12 protein-coding genes and 3 tRNA genes are annotated in these 16,252 nt (G+C 70.2%); 11 read left to right on the top strand and 4 right to left on the bottom strand.

Translation table 11 applies throughout. The features are described from left to right. The first annotated feature begins 219 nt into the window (after positions 1–219). The 7 genes from ACWCQ1_RS18395 to ACWCQ1_RS18425 all read left to right on the top strand — a co-directional run bounded on the left by ACWCQ1_RS18395 (position 220) and on the right by ACWCQ1_RS18425 (position 8,189). Positions 220–723, top strand: a complete 504-nt coding sequence (locus tag ACWCQ1_RS18395; RefSeq protein ID WP_358593458.1) for a pyridoxal-phosphate dependent enzyme — start codon at positions 220–222, stop codon at positions 721–723. Further along, positions 720–890, top strand: coding sequence for a hypothetical protein (locus ACWCQ1_RS18400; protein WP_358593457.1), 171 nt, complete (start codon positions 720–722; stop codon positions 888–890). The genes ACWCQ1_RS18395 and ACWCQ1_RS18400 overlap by 4 nt, the downstream gene beginning before the upstream one ends. 607 nt (positions 891–1,497) lie before the next feature. After that, positions 1,498–3,825, top strand: coding sequence for an FUSC family protein (locus ACWCQ1_RS18405; RefSeq protein ID WP_358593456.1), 2,328 nt, complete (start codon positions 1,498–1,500; stop codon positions 3,823–3,825). Positions 3,826–4,473: 648 nt separating this feature from the next. Beyond that, positions 4,474–5,388 carry an MBL fold metallo-hydrolase gene (locus ACWCQ1_RS18410; protein ID WP_451026904.1) on the top strand — a complete coding sequence of 305 codons (915 nt, stop codon included), beginning with the start codon at positions 4,474–4,476 and terminating at the stop codon, positions 5,386–5,388. Positions 5,389–5,410: 22 nt separating this feature from the next. Further along, on the top strand, positions 5,411–6,904 hold the full coding sequence (locus tag ACWCQ1_RS18415) for a carboxylesterase/lipase family protein (protein WP_451026905.1): 1,494 nt from the start codon (positions 5,411–5,413) through the stop codon (positions 6,902–6,904). Between the two features lie 44 nt (positions 6,905–6,948). After that, positions 6,949–7,332 (top strand): RidA family protein, encoded by a 384-nt coding sequence (locus tag ACWCQ1_RS18420; RefSeq protein ID WP_358593453.1) that lies wholly within the window; start codon positions 6,949–6,951, stop codon positions 7,330–7,332. A 5-nt stretch (positions 7,333–7,337) separates the two neighbouring features. Next, positions 7,338–8,189, top strand: coding sequence for a hypothetical protein (locus ACWCQ1_RS18425; protein ID WP_451026906.1), 852 nt, complete (start codon positions 7,338–7,340; stop codon positions 8,187–8,189). A 346-nt stretch (positions 8,190–8,535) separates the two neighbouring features. Here the strand turns inward: ACWCQ1_RS18425 and ACWCQ1_RS18430 are convergent. From ACWCQ1_RS18430 to ACWCQ1_RS18440, 3 genes are all read right to left on the bottom strand, one after another. Beyond that, a tRNA-Ile gene (locus ACWCQ1_RS18430) sits at positions 8,536–8,609 on the bottom strand. 179 nt (positions 8,610–8,788) lie between these two features. Continuing rightward, positions 8,789–8,861: transfer RNA gene (locus ACWCQ1_RS18435), tRNA-Asn, on the bottom strand. Positions 8,862–8,866: 5 nt separating this feature from the next. Continuing rightward, positions 8,867–8,939, bottom strand: a tRNA-Asn gene (locus tag ACWCQ1_RS18440). A gap of 143 nt (positions 8,940–9,082) precedes the next feature. Here ACWCQ1_RS18440 and ACWCQ1_RS18445 point away from each other — a divergent pair. From ACWCQ1_RS18445 to ACWCQ1_RS18460, 4 genes are all read left to right on the top strand, one after another. Further along, on the top strand, positions 9,083–9,388 hold the full coding sequence (locus ACWCQ1_RS18445) for a YtxH domain-containing protein (protein ID WP_133041144.1): 306 nt from the start codon (positions 9,083–9,085) through the stop codon (positions 9,386–9,388). Between the two features lie 162 nt (positions 9,389–9,550). Further along, entirely contained in the window at positions 9,551–10,993 is a 1,443-nt protein-coding gene (locus tag ACWCQ1_RS18450; RefSeq protein ID WP_133041143.1) for an FGGY family carbohydrate kinase, read from the top strand. Between the two features lie 115 nt (positions 10,994–11,108). Further along, positions 11,109–12,842 (top strand): ABC transporter ATP-binding protein, encoded by a 1,734-nt coding sequence (locus ACWCQ1_RS18455; protein ID WP_133041142.1) that lies wholly within the window; start codon positions 11,109–11,111, stop codon positions 12,840–12,842. Further along, the gene (locus ACWCQ1_RS18460) at positions 12,842–14,773 is read left to right on the top strand and encodes an ABC transporter ATP-binding protein (protein WP_451026907.1); all 1,932 of its coding nucleotides are present in this window, start codon (positions 12,842–12,844) and stop codon (positions 14,771–14,773) included. Before ACWCQ1_RS18455 ends, ACWCQ1_RS18460 begins: the two co-directional genes overlap by 1 nt. Positions 14,774–14,847: 74 nt before the next feature. On the opposite strand, the gene ACWCQ1_RS18465 is transcribed toward ACWCQ1_RS18460, so the two are convergent. Then, entirely contained in the window at positions 14,848–16,164 is a 1,317-nt protein-coding gene (locus ACWCQ1_RS18465; protein ID WP_133041140.1) for an RNA polymerase sigma factor, read from the bottom strand. Between the last annotated feature and the right edge of the window lie 88 nt (positions 16,165–16,252).

The following is a 16,252-nucleotide window of genomic DNA, read 5'->3' on the forward strand; positions in this document are numbered from 1 at the left end:
GCCGTACGGTGACGCCCCAGCGCAACTCATCTCCCGGGGTGGGCCGCATTACCGGCCCGCTGGGCGAAGTGCCGGCCGGGCCCGTCCTGGATCAGGAGGCCCTATTGACCGCGGACCTCGACATGGCACTGGTCCCGCGCTCTCGCTACGGCTTCGCCCCGTCGGCCACTACGCGCGGCCCGACATCTTCCGCCGCCACGTGGAGACCACAGTCCGAGCGTGTCCCCCTCGGCCGACCTGCCCAACACGTTCACCTCGTCGCGTGCCACGCCTGACGATACGACCGACGTGTCGATCCTCGCTCAGAGGTATTCCGGCTCCCTTGGACTTGGACACCGCGCCGCGGAAGGCGGCGCCCCGGCCGCGGGCGTCTGCTGCGCGTCGGGAGGCAACCACGGGGCCGCCGTGGCCTGGTCGGCGCGCGAAGCGGGCCTGCCCGCCACCGTGTTCGTGCCCGACTTCTCACCCAAGGCCAAGACCGACGTCATCGAATCTCTCGGCGCACGCCTGCGCCGCACCGAAGGCTTCTACGCCGACGCACTGGCAGCCAGTCAGGACCATGCCCGGCAGGAGGGCGCCTTCCACATCGACGCCTACGACGCCCCGCAGACGGTGACAGGGCAGGGCACGCCGGGCCTGGAGCTTGCTGCTGGATTGAACGGTAAGGGGTCAGCCCCGGTAGGCGTGCCGGTGATCGTCGAGTGTCGGCCTTGGTACTGGTGAGCCTCATCGCCGCCCTCGCGCTCCACGGCGTCACCCTGCCGTCCGTCCGCGGCAGCGACCCGGTGATGGGGCGCGGCTTGGTGGAACTCGGCTGCTGCTCGGCCCACGTCGCCGACCGACTGGCCGTCGTCCTGGAGGCCGCACACGAGAACCAGCAGACGCCGTGAGCGGTGCTCTGGCCGCCTACCTCGGCCAAGCCGCGTGGCCTGAGCTGATCCACGGCTGCCCAGCCGTCGGCTGCCCGCCGCATGTCGCCGCCCTGCCGGCGCGCGGGAACGACGGCTGGTGCGGGCAGCGGCAGCCTGAGGGCTGGACCGAGCCACACCCGCAGTGGTCCGCCGATCTGAACAGCCAGCAGTCCTGCCCGCTCACCTTCCTGGCCACGGCGCTGCCGAGGTGGAGCGCCGCGGCAGCACCTTCAAGATCAAGGACTGGGCGGGTTTCGGCCGCAGCTGACCCGGCCGGAAGGCGGCCCGGTCTGGTGTTGTACTCAGCACCGCTCGCCGAGAAAGCGCGGATGCACAGGCCGACCGTAGGCCGAGGGCCCTGCCCGACCGCTCCGCCGCACCCCTCGGAGAGCAGTCACCTGACGCATACCCGACGGATTGCCGACCCGCCGAGACTGGTGACGCGGCATCGGCCCGTCGAGGGCCTCCGGTGCCCCTTCCTCATCGGCACTCGGTTCGCCGCGGCGGACGAAGGAGGGATCGACGGCCCCACGCCGTCGGCCGGCGATCGCCTCGTCCGCTCACGGAAGGATGTACGGAGACCGTCATGGTGGCAAAGAAGGCGGCGTCGGTGTGGGACCGCTTCGCCGCCGTCGACCCCGGGCTGATGCGTCTCGCCTCCGCGATGCGCGCCGTCCTCGGCGCCGCCGCGTCCCTGACTGTCCTGGCGGCCCTGGAGCAGTCCAACACGGCGTTGCTGGTCGGCGGGTTCACCGCGATGGTGACCTCGCTGGCCATCAGCGACCTGCACCCGCGCAACCAGCTCATCACGCTGGGACTCGGGGCTCCGCTCTTTCTCGCGGCCCTGGCCGCCGGAGCCGTGCTGGCGCCGTACCCGGTCGCGGCGGGGATCATGTTCCTGCTGCTGATCTACGTCGCCGTCCATGCCCGCCGGTACGGCGCCAGAGCGCAGGGCGTGGGCATCTTCGGCTTCATGGGCTTCTTCCTGTCGCAGTTCACCGGGGCCCGAGCGGTCCAGTTTCCGCAGATGGGTGCGGCTGTCCTTGTCGCGTTCGGTGCCGTCGTGGCCGTTCACTACTGCCCGGGATTCATGACGGCGTCGCGTGTCCTCTCCCGGCTTCAGGGCACCTTCGACGGGCGGCTGCGCGACGTCCTGCGGGACACGGCTGCCCTGCTCACCGCCGGGCAGGACGCCGACGCACTGAGTCTGTCGTTGGAGCGCCGTCTGGACAGGCTGCACGTGGTCGTCCTCCTGATCGAGGACTTTCTCGGTGAGCGCGCGGTCGAGGAGGCCACCGACGGCCAGATCCTGCGGCACATCTCCCGCGTGGAGGTGGCTGCCCAGCGGCTGACCGTACTCGCGGTCCGCGCGGCCCGTACACCACCGGCTTCCGAGAATCCCGCGGACCAGGCCGCACGGCAACGGCTCGCGGCACGAATCCGAGCTCTCCGCCACCAGCTCACCTCGGGAACGGCTACCGCCCCCCGGCGGCAGGAACGGGCTGACGCCCCGGCGGTCCTGCCGGCCGCATCCGCGTCACTGCAGGACTGTCTTCACGGGTTCGACGAGCTGGCCGCGGCTGTGCGCCTTCTCGGTCCGCGCGTCAGCTCGCCGGTGGTGACCGGGACGGATCCGCACACGCCCGTCACACCGCAGACACGAGCATTCAGTGTCAGGGGGTACCGCGCTGCGGACTCCGAAGAGCGCAAGCGGGGAACGACCCGGCAGGCCTTCCAGGTGACCGCCGCCTCCGCGCTGTCCATGCTCGGCGGTCACCTGTTGTCCCCGGACCACCGGTATTGGGCCGTCGTGGCCACGTGGGTCGTGTTCATCAACACCGAGAGCACTGGCGAGGTCCTGCTGCAAAGCGCGCGCCGATTGGCGGGCACAGTTCTCGGCGCGGTGTTCGGCTACGGCCTCGCCACCCTGGTCGGACCGTACGGCCCGCTGCTCCTGGTGCTACTGCTGGTGTGCATGTTCGGGATGTTCTACACCCCGTCCGACGCCTACTGGGCGGTGACGTTCTTCATCACCGGCGGGCTGAGCATGCTGCTCGCGCTGCTGGACGCATTCTCGACGGAGGTGCTCGTCCTGCGTGTGCAGGAGACCGCGCTGGGAGTCTCCTGCGGCGTCCTTGCCACCGTTGTCGTGCTGCCCCTCACGGTCCGCCGGGCCAGCGACGAGGAACTGGTCCACTTCTTGCTGGTCCTCAGACGCCTCCTGGATGCGACGAAGCGGAGCCTGAGCACCGGCGCCACGACGAGCCTGATACGCGCGGCCCATGATCTCGACCGGGCACTGGAGTCCTACCGCAAAGCCTCACTGCCGCTCACCCACCCGCTCAATCCCCAGCGCGGCCCTCGCAATCGCGCACGCCACCTGCTGGAACTGATGGAGGCCGGGGCCTACCACGCACGAAGTCTGGCTGCCGTGGCCGGGCGCCTCCCGCTCGTCGACGACGCCGAGTACGCCACCCGGGTCACCGCGGCGGCCGACCGCGCCCAGGGGAGGGCGACGCACCTGATCCGCCTCGCCACTCGTCGGCCGAGCAGCACCTCCCCCTCGGCCCACCCCAAGGTCGCCAGAGCACTGGCCCTGCTCTCCGACGAACCGCGTATGCGTGGCGGCCGATCGTCGCCGCAGCAGCGCCTGTTGCTCCACATCGACCGTCTCGACATGGCCCTGATCGCGCTCACACAAGCCTCGGACCCGGCCCCGCCGGCTGTCCCACACACCGCGGCCCCGCCGGCAGGCGGCGAGGTCCCCTCGCTGCACAGCCGAGCCGCGGACGCTGCCGCTCCGATCTCACCGACCGCTGCGCACACTGGCCCGTCGGCAAGGATCTGCCCGGCCGATCACGCAGCGGGTGCCGCGGACACCGCGAACAGCCCCGGACGAGCAGCCGCCTGCTGAGCGCGCGGTTCCGCCGGTGGTGATCAGGGGACGTTCCCGTGCTTGCTCAGGGCCGGCCACAGCGGCTGACGCAGTCCCGCGACCACCGGGGTCGGCTCTGACGCGCTGCTCGTGCACCGCGCGGTACCTGGGCGCCTGCAGGCCCGTCGCACGGAGGCCTGAACGACCCTGTTCGTCCGAGAGCACAGGGCAAGGACCAGGATCGGGCCTCCCGTCGCAGTGGTGCCTGCTCGCCTGGCGCGGAAGGGCACAGGGCCGTGCACCGCCATGGATCCATGTACGGCCCCTCGAGCTTTCGCGTTGCCTCCGGACCAGCGGCGAGGACGCTGCGTCCAGGTGCAGTCACGTGACTCATACCGCCGCATACCCCACGCGACGCACCATGGCTGAGCAGGGTCGTCCACGGAACGGGATGCATACCGGGCGGTCCTGTTTCCATCGGCGAAGCCCCACGGTCCGATGCCTGCGTCGGGCCTCGTTGGCGGGACCGCCCGAGGCCCGAGGCGCCGCGGCCGCGGTCACAGCGCCACCGGTGCTTTCGGCCCCGCAGGGGCGCCGCACCCCGTACCCGTCATGAGCAGCCGCTCATCCGTGTGTCGCCCGCGCCCGCGGCCCGAGCACGCGGACTCGATCGAACTGGAGAGAATCGTGGACACCATCACCCTGGGCGATGTCACGCTGACCCGTGTCTGGGAGTACTTCGGCCCTGTTGACATGACGCCCGAGGCGTTCTTCCCGGAAAGCCCGGCAGAGGCGTGGGAGGCCCACCGTTCCTGGCTGGTTCCGGACTTCCTGCACGCCGAGACCCGGATCGTCAACTCGGCCATCCAGACCTGGGTACTGCGCAGCGAGGGCAGGACCATCCTGGTCGACACCGGCGTCGGCAACCACAAGGACCGCCCGTACGCGCCCGTGTGGAGCCGTCTGAACACCGACTTCCTGGGCAACCTCGCCCGCGCCGGGGTCCGCCCCGAGGACGTCGACATCGTGATCAACACGCACCTGCACATCGACCACGTCGGCTGGAACACCTACCTCGACGGCCGGAGCTGGGTGCCGACGTTCCCCAACGCCACCTACCTCATGCCCAAGGCGGACTTCGACTTCTGGAACCCCGCCAACGAGCACAAGCCGCTGCTCGGTCGCGGCAACCAGAACGTCTTCGAGGACAGCGTCGCCCCCGTGCACCAGGCCGGCCAGACCCAGCTCTGGGAGGACAGCCACCGCATCGACGGCAACCTGCGCCTCGACCTCGCACCCGGCCACACCCCGGGCTCGTCGGTGTTGACGCTGGAGTCCGGATCGGACCGAGCCCTCTTCGTCGGCGACATGCTGCACAACCCGGTCCAGATCCATGAGCCCGACGCCAACAGCTGCTTCTGCGAGGACCCCGCCGAAGCCCGCGCCACCCGCCGCAAGCTCCTGGGCTGGGCCGTCGACAACAACGCCCTTGTCATCCCCGCGCACCTGGGCGGCCACGGCGCCGCCGAAGTCGTCCGCGAGGGAGACAAGTTCGCCATCCGGGGCTGGGCGCCCTTCGCCCCGTACACCGAGCAGGCCTGAGGCCTGCGGAAAGGAACGACACATGAGCCACCACCCCGACACCGTCGTGACCACCGCTCAAGGAGCCGTCCGCGGCCTGCGCCAGGGTGACACCCTCACCTTCCTGAACATCCCCTACGCCGCTCCGCCCCGCGGCGCCGGCCGATTCGCGCCGCCGCAGCCGCACGAGCCGTGGGACGGCGTGCGGGATGCCACCGTGCCGGGACCCAATGCCCCGCAGTCCGAGCGCAAGCTCGGCAGCATCGACATGTCCCCCTACTTCGGGGCCGGTTGGAGCCGCGGCGAGGACTACCTCACCGTCAACGTCTTCACGCCCGCCGCCGCGCAGGACGGTGACCTGCCGGTCATGGTGTTCGTCCACGGCGGCGGATTCGTCGCCGGATCCACGCGGTCCAGCCTGTACGACGGCTCCGCGTTCGCCCGTGACGGCGTCATCCTCGTCACCCTCAACTACCGGCTCGGTATAGCCGGGTTCCTCGACATCCCCGGGGCGCCCGCCAACCGCGGCCTGCTCGACGTCGTCGCCGCGCTGCGCTGGGTGCGGGGGAACATCGCCGCCTTCGGTGGTGACCGGGACAACGTCACCCTCTTCGGCCAGTCGGCCGGGGCGACCACGGTCGGCGGCGTTCTCGCCACCCCCGAGGCCGCGGGCCTGTTCCGCCGCGCGATCGTCCAGAGCGGCAGCGGCCTCGGCGCGTTCACCACCGAGCAGGCCGCCCGCGTCACCAAGGCGGCGGCCGATGCCCTGGGCATCGAGCCCCACGTCGACGCCTTCGCGGACATCTCCGACGAACGCTTGGTCGAGGCCGCCTCCCAACTCGCGGGCATCGACCTGCAGACCGCAACCCACGGCGACCCGCTGATCGGCCTCAGCCCCTTCAGCCTGGTCCTCGACACACAGCCCGCCGAATCCGTCGCCGCCGGCCTGAGCGCCGACGTCGACCTGCTCGTCGGCACCAATACCGAAGAGGGAAACCTCTACCTGGTCCCGGTGGGCAAGTACGCCACCTCGACCGCAGCCGACGTCGACGAGGCGGCGGCGCGCTCGCACTCGAATCCGGCGCAACTCGTCGAGACCTACCGCAAGTCCCGCCCCGATGCGTCCTTCGCCGAGCTACGGTCCGCCATCATGGCCGACGCGCTGTTCGGCGCGGGCAGCCGGGCCCTCGCCGGCGCCCACGCCGCCCACCCGAAGTCCGCCACCTACGCCTACGAGTTCGCCTGGCGCTCCAAGGCCCTGGACGGAGAACTCGGCGCCACGCACGCGGTCGAGCTGCCCTTCGTCTTCGACCTCGCGGACCGGCCCGAGCTCAACGGCCCGGGCGCCCTGCTCGGCCCCGACCAGCCCCCTGCGGACCTCGCCACCCGCGTACACGAGACCTGGATCCGGTTCGCCAGGACCGGCGACCCCGGCTGGGACCCCTACGACACCGAGCGCAGGGCCACCATGCGCATCGACGCCGAGTGGACCCAGACCGACGACCCCCGCAGCCAGGAACGCCAAGCCTGGAACTGACCCCGCACCTGCACGTCGCCTGCTCACCCTCTTCGAGGAACACCATGACCAGAACCGTCATCACCACCGACAACGCACCCTCCCTGCCGGCGCCGCTGTCCCAGGGCATCCGCAAGGGCCCCGTCCTGCAGGTCTCCGGGCAGCTTCCCTTCGACCCCGATACCGGCGAGGTCGTCGGCACCACGGTCGCCGAACAGACCACCCAGGTGCTGCGCAACGTCACCGCCGTACTCAAGGCGGCCGGCGCGGGTTTGGAGGACGTCGTCATGCTGCGCGTGTACCTTACCGATCCCGCCCACCTGGCCGATCTGAACGAGGCGTACGCCGCGGCCGTCGGCGAGCCCTTCCCCGCCCGCACCACCGTCTACATGCAGCTCCCGGCGGGCCTGCTCGTCGAGATCGACGCCCTGGCAGTCCTGGACGTCTGATCACCATGGCCGGTCGTCTGACACGGGCGTGCACCAACCTGAGGGTTCCGCCGGCGCACCTGCTCGACGCCCTCTGCGCACTGGTCGGACGACCGGCACCTCCCGACGAGCCTCATCCCGTACGCCGTATCCACGAGCGGGTCCTCCAGGCAGTGGGGTCGGTGCCGCCGGGCGTGCTCGAACCGGGCGATGTGTGCGCGGCCACGGACGTGCGCGCGGGCCTCTTGAACGCCGAAATCCCGGCCCCCTCGGACACGGCCGTCCTGTGCATCCGGCGCACGGTCGACGACCTCGGACCGGCCGACCTGTGGGAACTGGCCCGCGGCACCGCCGTGACCCGGGACGATCTCTCGCGGGGCGCTGCCGCAGTCCTGACGGAAGCAAATCCCGGCGCCGGAGACTCGCTGGACGAACTCGCCGTGCGCACCCTCACGCAGGAGGTCGCCGAACGGTCCCCGTGCCGCTGGGGCCGAGGCCACAGCGAGGCGGTACGGGCCGCGCTGTACCGGATTCTGGCCGACCTCGCAGACGCCGTCCTGGAGGTGTCGGAGTCGACCCCGACACCTCTGGACTGGACCGTTCACGACAACGGCGGGAGGTATGCCGCCTCCGCAGTGGGCCGCGGGGTGAGGTACGACGTGCTGGTCCAGACGACGCAGAACGCTCCCCCGGCTGCGGCACCCGTCTGGGACCACCCGTCACTGCCCGCCGCACGACCCGCCTGGCAGTGGCGGATCACCAGCGGACCGGCCGACCGTGCCTCTCACAGCTGTGCACTCTTCCCCTCCGCACTCGCAGCACGGCACGCAGCCGAGTGCGCAATTACGGCACTCACCGCCGGCAGATGCGGCTTGTAAGCCATTGAACGCCACCCGCACGCCCGCTCAAACGACCCTCACCAGCGAAGACCAGCCCCCGGCGGGCGGCGGGTCGCCGGCCGGAGCACAGACCCATCAACGACACTGCACTCGTTACCAGCGGCCTCAGGCTGGCCTCAATTCATGGCCCTACCGCAGCGCGCCCCAGCAAAACAGGTCCCCTCAGCCACACGTCTGCACGCATTCCTGCAGGTCAGGCGACCACCCGCTGACAGAGACCGACGGGGGCCTCAAACTCACGAGCAGCGGATTCAGTCCGTTCAGGCAAAGTTGACGATCCGACAGGACAAAATGAACGTTTCCGCAGGTCAGAAGCCTGCACAAGTGGGGCGGGTGGGACTCGAACCCACGGCCGACGGATTATGAGTCCGCTGCTCTAACCGGCTGAGCTACCGCCCCGTACGGCGTGTCGCGTACATGTGTGCGCGCCGTCTGCCGCAGCATAGCCGCTCATACGATCTCCTGCTTCGCAGGGGCGACTTCGCATGCCCTTGAGGACTCCGCCGTGACCTGCGCGGTTCCCGGGGCGGGGGTGAGGGCATGAAAAAGGACCCCTTCGGGGGCCCTCGTTCAGCATGCTCCCCCGACTGGACTCGAACCAGTAACCTGCCGGTTAACAGCCGGCTGCTCTGCCAATTGAGCTACGGAGGACCGAGCTCCCCCGACTGGACTCGAACCAGTAACCTGCCGGTTAACAGCCGGCTGCTCTGCCAATTGAGCTACGGAGGAATGCCTCGTTGCATCGAACGTACCTACCTGGGTATTCGCCAGGGGGCGGGCGCTCGCTGCGACACATACATTAGCGCAAGCAGGGGGGTGCTCCGCCAATCGGTTCCCCCGGCGCCGACCTACACGAGGGAAGGGTGGCCTCCATGCGCTACAAGCTCACGTTCGTCGTCGGCCTGGCTCTGGGTTACGTGCTCGGCACACGCGCAGGGCGCGAACGCTACGAGCAGCTGAAGAAATCCGCACGCCAGGTCGCCCAGAACCCGGCCGTCCGCAACACCGCCGAGACGGCGGCCCAGCAGGGCCGCCAGTTCGCCGGCAAGGCTTACCACACGGTCAGCGACAAGGTCGTCGACCGGGTGCCGGAGTCGGTGGCCGGGCGGGTGCGATCCCTGAGGGACCGCAACACCAACGGGACGGGCCAGGACGACTGGGGTACCAGCAATACCTAGGTTCCCGACAGCCGACGGCACACAGCCCCGGGGCACGAAGTCCCGGGGCACAGAGTCCTGGGGCACGAAGTCCCGGGGCGCAGAGCCCCGCGGCACTCGGCCCCACGGCTCACAGCCCCGCGGCCGACACCCCCATGGCGGGCGGCCCATAGAATTTCCGCCATGGGGATAGTCGCCGGGCTGGACAGTTCGCCCGATTTCACTCGCATCGTCGTCTGCGACACGGACACGGGCGCCGTGCTCAGGCAGGGGTACGCCCCGCATCCGGTGGACGGCGACCGCCCCGCGGACGTCGATCCGCAGGCCTGGCTGCTGTCCCTCGGCGAGGCGGCCGGCGGTGGTCTGCTGGAGGGCGTGCAGGCCATCGGCGTGTCCGCGCAGCAGAACGCCGTGGTCCCGCTGGACGCGCAGGGCAACACCGTGCGCCCGGCGATGGTCGGCGCGGACAGACGGAACCAGGTCGCGGCGGCCGATCTCATCGACGCCCTCGGCGGGCGGGAGGCGTGGGCGCAGGCCGTGGGGTGCGTGCCGCAGGCGGCGCAGCCCGTCACCAAGCTGCGCTGGCTCGCCAAGAGCGAGCCCGACGCCGCCCTGCGCACCGCGATCCTCATGCAGGCCCATGACTGGCTGGTCTGGCAGTTGCTGGGGCGGCCTGTGAGGAGAACCACGGACCGGGGCGGCGCCTCCGGGACCGGGTACTGGTCGGCCGCCACCGGCAACTACCGCGCCGACCTCATCGAGCTGGCGCTCGGTCACCAGGCCATGCTGCCCGAGGTGATCGGCCCGGCCGAGGCGGCCGGTACGACGCCGGAGGGGCTGCTGATCTCCGCCGGGACCGGCGAGACCATGGCCGCCGCCTTCGGGCTCGGCATCGGGCTGGGGGACGCGGTCGTGTCGCTGGGCGCGTCGGGGTCCGTCATGGCCGTCCACCCGGAGGCCCTGGTCGACGGCACCGGGATGATCACCGCCCTCGCCGACGCGACCGGCATGCATCTGCCCGTCGTCACCACCCTGAACGCCGTACGGACCCTGCGCGGGACCGCCGAACTGCTCGGGCTGCCGGATCTGGAGAGCCTGTCCGACCTGGCGATGAAGTCGACGCCGGGCGCCCACGGCCTCGTACTCCTGCCGTATCTGGAAGGTGAGCGGACGCCGAATCTGCCGCACACCGCGGGGACCCTGTCGGGGCTGCGGCGGGAGTCGATGAAGGCCGAGCATCTGGCGCGGGCCGCGTTCGAGGGCATGCTGTGCGGGCTCGCGGACGCGCTGGACGTGCTGCGCGGGCGGGGCGTGGAGGTACGGCGGATCTTCCTGCTGGGGGCGGCCGCCGAGCTGACGGCCGTGCAGGCGGCGGCGCCGGCGCTGTTCGGCGCGCAGGTCGTCGTACCGCAGCCCGCCGACTACGCGGCGATCGGGGCCGCCCGGCAGGCCGCGTGGGCGCTCGGCGTCTCGCAGGGCACGCTCGATCCGCGCACCCCGCCGGCCTGGCAGGGTGCGGCGGCGCAGGTGCTGGAGCCCGGCGAGGAGCTGGCGGTGGGACAGGCGGTGCGGCAGCAGTACGTTTCGGTCAGAGAGCAGACACACCCTGGCGCGTTCCGCCCGTAGGACGACAAAGAGGACTGCTGTCGGCTTAATCGGTTGAGGTAACGCGGGTGGAGTGTCCGACGATAGGGGCCACGGGCAACGAACCCGCCCCATCGCCGACTCCGAGAGACGTAGCGTGCTCATACGACTACTGCGGACCTATCTGAGGCCGTACAAGAAACCCATCGGTGTGCTGGTGCTGCTGCAGTTCCTGCAGACCTGCGCCACCCTCTACCTGCCCACGCTGAACGCCCACATCATCGACAACGGTGTCGTCAAGGGCGACACCGGCTACATCCTCTCCTTCGGTGCCCTGATGATCGGCATCTCGCTGGCTCAGGTCGTGTGCAACATCGGGGCCGTGTACTACGGCGCCCGGACCGCGTCGGCGCTCGGCCGGGACGTGCGGGCCGCCGTGTTCGACCGGGTGCAGTCCTTCTCGGCGCGTGAGGTCGGCCACTTCGGCGCGCCCTCGCTGATCACCCGTACGACCAATGACGTGCAGCAGGTCCAGATGCTGGCCCTGATGACGTTCACCCTGATGGTGTCGGCGCCCATCATGTGCGTGGGCGGCATCGTGCTGGCGCTCGGCCTGGACGTACCGCTGTCCGGGGTGCTGGTCGCCGTGGTGCCGACGCTGGGCATCTGCGTGACGTTGATCGTACGGCGGCTGCGGCCGCTGTTCCGGGCCATGCAGGTCCGTCTGGACACCGTCAACCGGGTGCTGCGGGAGCAGATCACCGGCAACCGGGTGATCCGGGCCTTCGTGCGGGACGAGTACGAGAAGGACCGGTTCCGGAAGGCGAACACCGATCTCACCGAGATGCAGCTGAAGACGGGCAACCTGCTCGCGCTGATGTTCCCGGTGGTCATGACGACCGTGAACCTGTCGTCGATCGCGGTGGTGTGGTTCGGCGCGCATCGCATCGACAGCGGCGGGATGCAGATCGGTGATCTGACCGCGTTCCTCGCCTATCTGATGCAGATCGTGATGTCCGTGATGATGGCCACCTTCATGTTCATGATGGTGCCGCGCGCGGAGGTCTGCGCCGAGCGCATCGAGGAGGTGCTGGACACCGACTCCAGCGTCGTGCCGCCGAGCGCGCCGGTCGTCGAGCTGCGCCGGCACGGGCATCTGGAGATCCGGGGCGCGGGCTTCCGCTATCCGGGTGCGGAGGAGCCCGTGCTCAAGTCGATCGACCTGGTCGCCCGGCCCGGTGAGGTGACCGCCGTGATCGGCTCGACCGGCAGCGGCAAGTCGACGCTGCTCGGCCTGGTCCCCCGGCTGTTCGACGCGACCGACGGCGAGGTCCTGGTCGACGGCACGGAGGTGTCCACCCTCGACCCGAAGCTGCTGGCCAAGACGGTCGGGCTCGTCCCGCAGAAGCCGTACCTGTTCGCGGGGACGGTGGCGACCAACCTGCGCTACGGCAATCCGGACGCCACGGACGAGGAGCTGTGGCACGCGCTGGAGGTGGCGCAGGCCAAGGAGTTCGTCAGCAGGCTCGAGGGCGGGCTCAACGCGCCGATCGCGCAGGGCGGCACCAATGTCTCCGGTGGCCAGCGCCAGCGGCTCGCCATCGCGCGCACGCTCGTCCAGCGGCCGGAGATCTACCTCTTCGACGACTCCTTCTCCGCCCTCGACTACGCCACGGACGCGGCGCTTCGGGCGGCGCTCGCCCGGGAGACCGCCGAGGCGACCGTGGTGATCGTCGCCCAGCGGGTGGCGACCATCCGCGACGCCGACCGGATCGTCGTCCTCGACGAGGGACGGGTCGTCGGCACCGGCCGCCATCACGAGCTGATGGCCGGCAACGAGACCTACCGGGAGATCGTGCTCTCCCAGCTGACGGAAGCGGAGGCTGCCTGATGGCCGGGCCGATGGCGCGGATGATGGGCCAGGGCGGCGGTCCCGACAGCCGTTCGATGGACTTCAAGGTGTCGGGCAAACGCCTGCTCGCCCAGTTCAAGCCGGAACGGCTCACCATCTACGCCCTGTTGCTGTGCGTGGTCGTGAGCGTGGGCCTGAACGTGATCGGGCCGAAGATCCTCGGCAGGGCGACCGACCTGGTCTTCTCCGGGATCATCGGTCGGCAGATGCCGGCCGGGGCGACCAAGGAGCAGGTGCTCGCCTCGATGCGGGAGCGGGGCCAGGGGCAGATCGCCGACATGCTCCGCAGCACCGACTTCACTCCCGGCAAGGGCATCGACTTCGACGCGGTGGGCCGGGTCCTGCTGCTGGCGCTGTGCACGTTCCTGGTCGCCGGTCTGCTGATGGCGTTCGCGACGAGGCTGGTGAACCGCAGCGTCAACCGCACGATGTTCCGACTGCGCGAGGACGTCCAGGCGAAGCTGTCGCGGCTGCCGCTGTCGTACTTCGACAAGCGGCAGCGCGGCGAGGTGCTCTCCCGCGCCACCAACGACATCGACAACATCGGGCAGACGCTCCAGCAGTCGATGGGCCAGCTGATCAACTCGGTGCTGACCATCATCGGTGTGCTCGCGGTGATGTTCTGGGTGTCCTGGCTGCTGGCGCTGGTCGCGCTGGTGACCGTGCCCCTGTCGTTCGTGGTGGCCACCCGGATCGGCAAGCGGTCGCAGCCGCACTTCGTGCAGCAGTGGCGCACCACCGGCAAGCTCAACGCCCACATCGAGGAGATGTACACCGGGCACACCCTGGTGAAGGTGTTCGGGCGACAGGAGGAGTCGGCGCAGCAGTTCGCCGAGCAGAACGAGGCGCTGTACGAGGCGGGGTTCAAGGCGCAGTTCAACAGCGGGATCATGCAGCCGCTGATGATGTTCGTCTCCAACCTCAACTACGTGCTGGTGGCGGTCGTGGGTGGTCTCAGGGTCGCCTCGGGCGCGCTGTCCATCGGTGACGTGCAGGCTTTCATCCAGTACTCGCGGCAGTTCTCGATGCCGCTGACGCAGGTCGCGTCGATGGCGAACCTGGTGCAGTCGGGCGTCGCCTCGGCCGAGCGGATCTTCGAACTCCTGGACGCGGAGGAGCAGGAGGCGGATCCGCTGCCGGGCGCGCTGCCCGAGGAGCTGCGCGGGCGGGTGGCGCTGGAGCACGTGTCGTTCCGGTACGACCCGGAGAAGCCGCTGATCGAGGACCTCTCGCTCAAGGTGGAGCCCGGGCACACGGTCGCGATCGTCGGCCCGACGGGCGCCGGCAAGACGACCCTGGTCAACCTGCTCATGCGGTTCTACGACGTCTCCGGCGGGCGCATCACCCTCGACGGCGTCGACATCGCCACCATGTCCCGGGACGAACTGCGCGCCCAGATCGGCATGGTGCTGCAGGACACCTGGCTGTTCGGCGGCACGATCGCGGAGAACATCGCGTACGGCGCCTCGCGCGAGGTCACCCGCGGCGAGATCGAGGAGGCGGCGCGGGCGGCCCACGCGGACCGGTTCGTGCGGACGCTGCCCGACGGGTACGACACCGTGATCGACGACGAGGGCACGGGCGTGAGCGCCGGTGAGAAGCAGCTCATCACCATCGCGCGGGCGTTCCTGTCCGACCCGACGATCCTGGTGCTCGACGAGGCGACGTCCTCGGTCGACACCCGTACCGAGGTGCTGATCCAGAAGGCGATGGCCAAACTCGCCCACGGGCGTACGTCGTTCGTGATCGCGCACCGGCTGTCGACCATCCGGGACGCGGACACGATCCTCGTCATGGAGAACGGCTCGATCGTCGAACAGGGCGCGCACGCCGAGCTGTTGGCGGCGGACGGGGCGTACGCGCGCCTCTACAAGGCCCAGTTCGCGCAGGCTGTGGCGGAGGTGGACTGATAAATCCGGGGGCTGGTCCTGCCCAAGGGGCGCGGGGAACTGCGCGACCAGCCCCCACACACCCGCACCCGGCATCAATCCAGATAGCCCCGTAGCTGATCCGCAAAGGCGTGATCCCGGAGCTTGTTGAGCGTCTTGGACTCGATCTGCCGTATCCGCTCCCGGGTCACCCCGAAGATCCGGCCTATCTCCTCCAGCGTCCGGGGACGCCCGTCGGCCAGCCCGTACCGCAGCTGGACGACCTTGCGTTCACGTTCGCCGAGAGTGGAGAGCACCGCCTCCAGATGCTCCCGCAGGAGCAGGAACGCGGCCGACTCCACGGGTGAGGTCGCGTCGCCGTCCTCGATCAGGTCGCCGAGGGCCACGTCGTCCTCCTCGCCCACCGGGGCGTGCAACGACACCGGTTCCTGGGCCAGGCGCAGGACCTCGCTGACGCGCTCGGGCGGGAGTTCGAGATGGGCGGCGACCTCTTCCGGGGTCGGCTCGTAGCCCCGCTCCTGCAGCATGCGGCGCTGGACCCGGACGACCCGGTTGATCAGCTCGACGACGTGCACCGGGACCCGGATGGTGCGGGCCTGGTCGGCGAGGGCCCGCGACATGGCCTGGCGGATCCACCAGGTGGCGTACGTCGAGAACTTGTAGCCGCGGGCGTAGTCGAACTTCTCGACCGCCCTGATCAGGCCGAGGTTGCCCTCCTGGACGAGGTCGAGCATGGTCAGCCCGCGGCCGACGTACCGCTTGGCCACGGACACGACCAGCCGCAGGTTCGCCTCGATGAGCCGGCGCTTGGCCATGCGGCCCATGACCACCAGACGGTCCAGGTCGAGGGCCAACTGGCTGTCCAGGTCGGGGGTGTTGCTCAGTTTCTCCTCGGCGAACAGACCTGCCTCGACCCGGCGGGCGAGCTCGACCTCCTCGGCCGCGGTGAGCAGCGGGATACGGCCGATCTCGCGCAGGTACTGGCGGAACAGGTCCGAGGACGGGCCGCCGGTGTCGGCGCGGGCGCGCTCCGCGGCGGTGGTCTCCGCCGGTTCGGGGGCCTCGGCGGCCTCCAGCGCCTCGGCGGGCGGTTCGGCCGGCTCTGGCGGCCCTTCGGGTTCCACGGGATCCGCCTCGGGGTGGTGCACGACACGGGTCTGCGGGGGGACCGCGACGAGGACGTCGGTCTCCGCGTCCGGTTCCGTGCCGTCCGTACTGATGTCGGTCTGTGTGAGGGTCTGGGTCTGCACGGGGGCGACCTCCAGGATGATCGCTGCCAGGGGGTACGGCAGCGGTACTTCGGGGGCGGAGTCGGCGGCCACGCCGCTGTCCGTCCCGTACGCGATGAGCGGAACCGCGGGGGTGTAGGACCCGTGTGGGACGGATCGGCCGCGCTCCGAGGACTCAGGCACCGCACCCCAGTGTGGAGTACGACACATCGCCGCCACGAGGGGCGTGCGGTGACTTTTTGCAATCGGCCCGTGACCCGGCGGTTACCGT

Source organism: Streptomyces sp. NPDC002144 (assembly GCF_053593695.1).

Coding starts and splice junctions, on each gene's coding strand:
- ACWCQ1_RS18425 (WP_451026906.1), top strand. CDS start 7,338: ATGGCCGGTCGTCTGACACGGGCGTGCACCAACCTGAGGGTTCCGCCG.
- ACWCQ1_RS18405 (WP_358593456.1), top strand. CDS start 1,498: ATGGTGGCAAAGAAGGCGGCGTCGGTGTGGGACCGCTTCGCCGCCGTC.
- ACWCQ1_RS18450 (WP_133041143.1), top strand. CDS start 9,551: ATGGGGATAGTCGCCGGGCTGGACAGTTCGCCCGATTTCACTCGCATC.
- ACWCQ1_RS18460 (WP_451026907.1), top strand. CDS start 12,842: ATGGCCGGGCCGATGGCGCGGATGATGGGCCAGGGCGGCGGTCCCGAC.
- ACWCQ1_RS18420 (WP_358593453.1), top strand. CDS start 6,949: ATGACCAGAACCGTCATCACCACCGACAACGCACCCTCCCTGCCGGCG.
- ACWCQ1_RS18445 (WP_133041144.1), top strand. CDS start 9,083: ATGCGCTACAAGCTCACGTTCGTCGTCGGCCTGGCTCTGGGTTACGTG.
- ACWCQ1_RS18415 (WP_451026905.1), top strand. CDS start 5,411: ATGAGCCACCACCCCGACACCGTCGTGACCACCGCTCAAGGAGCCGTC.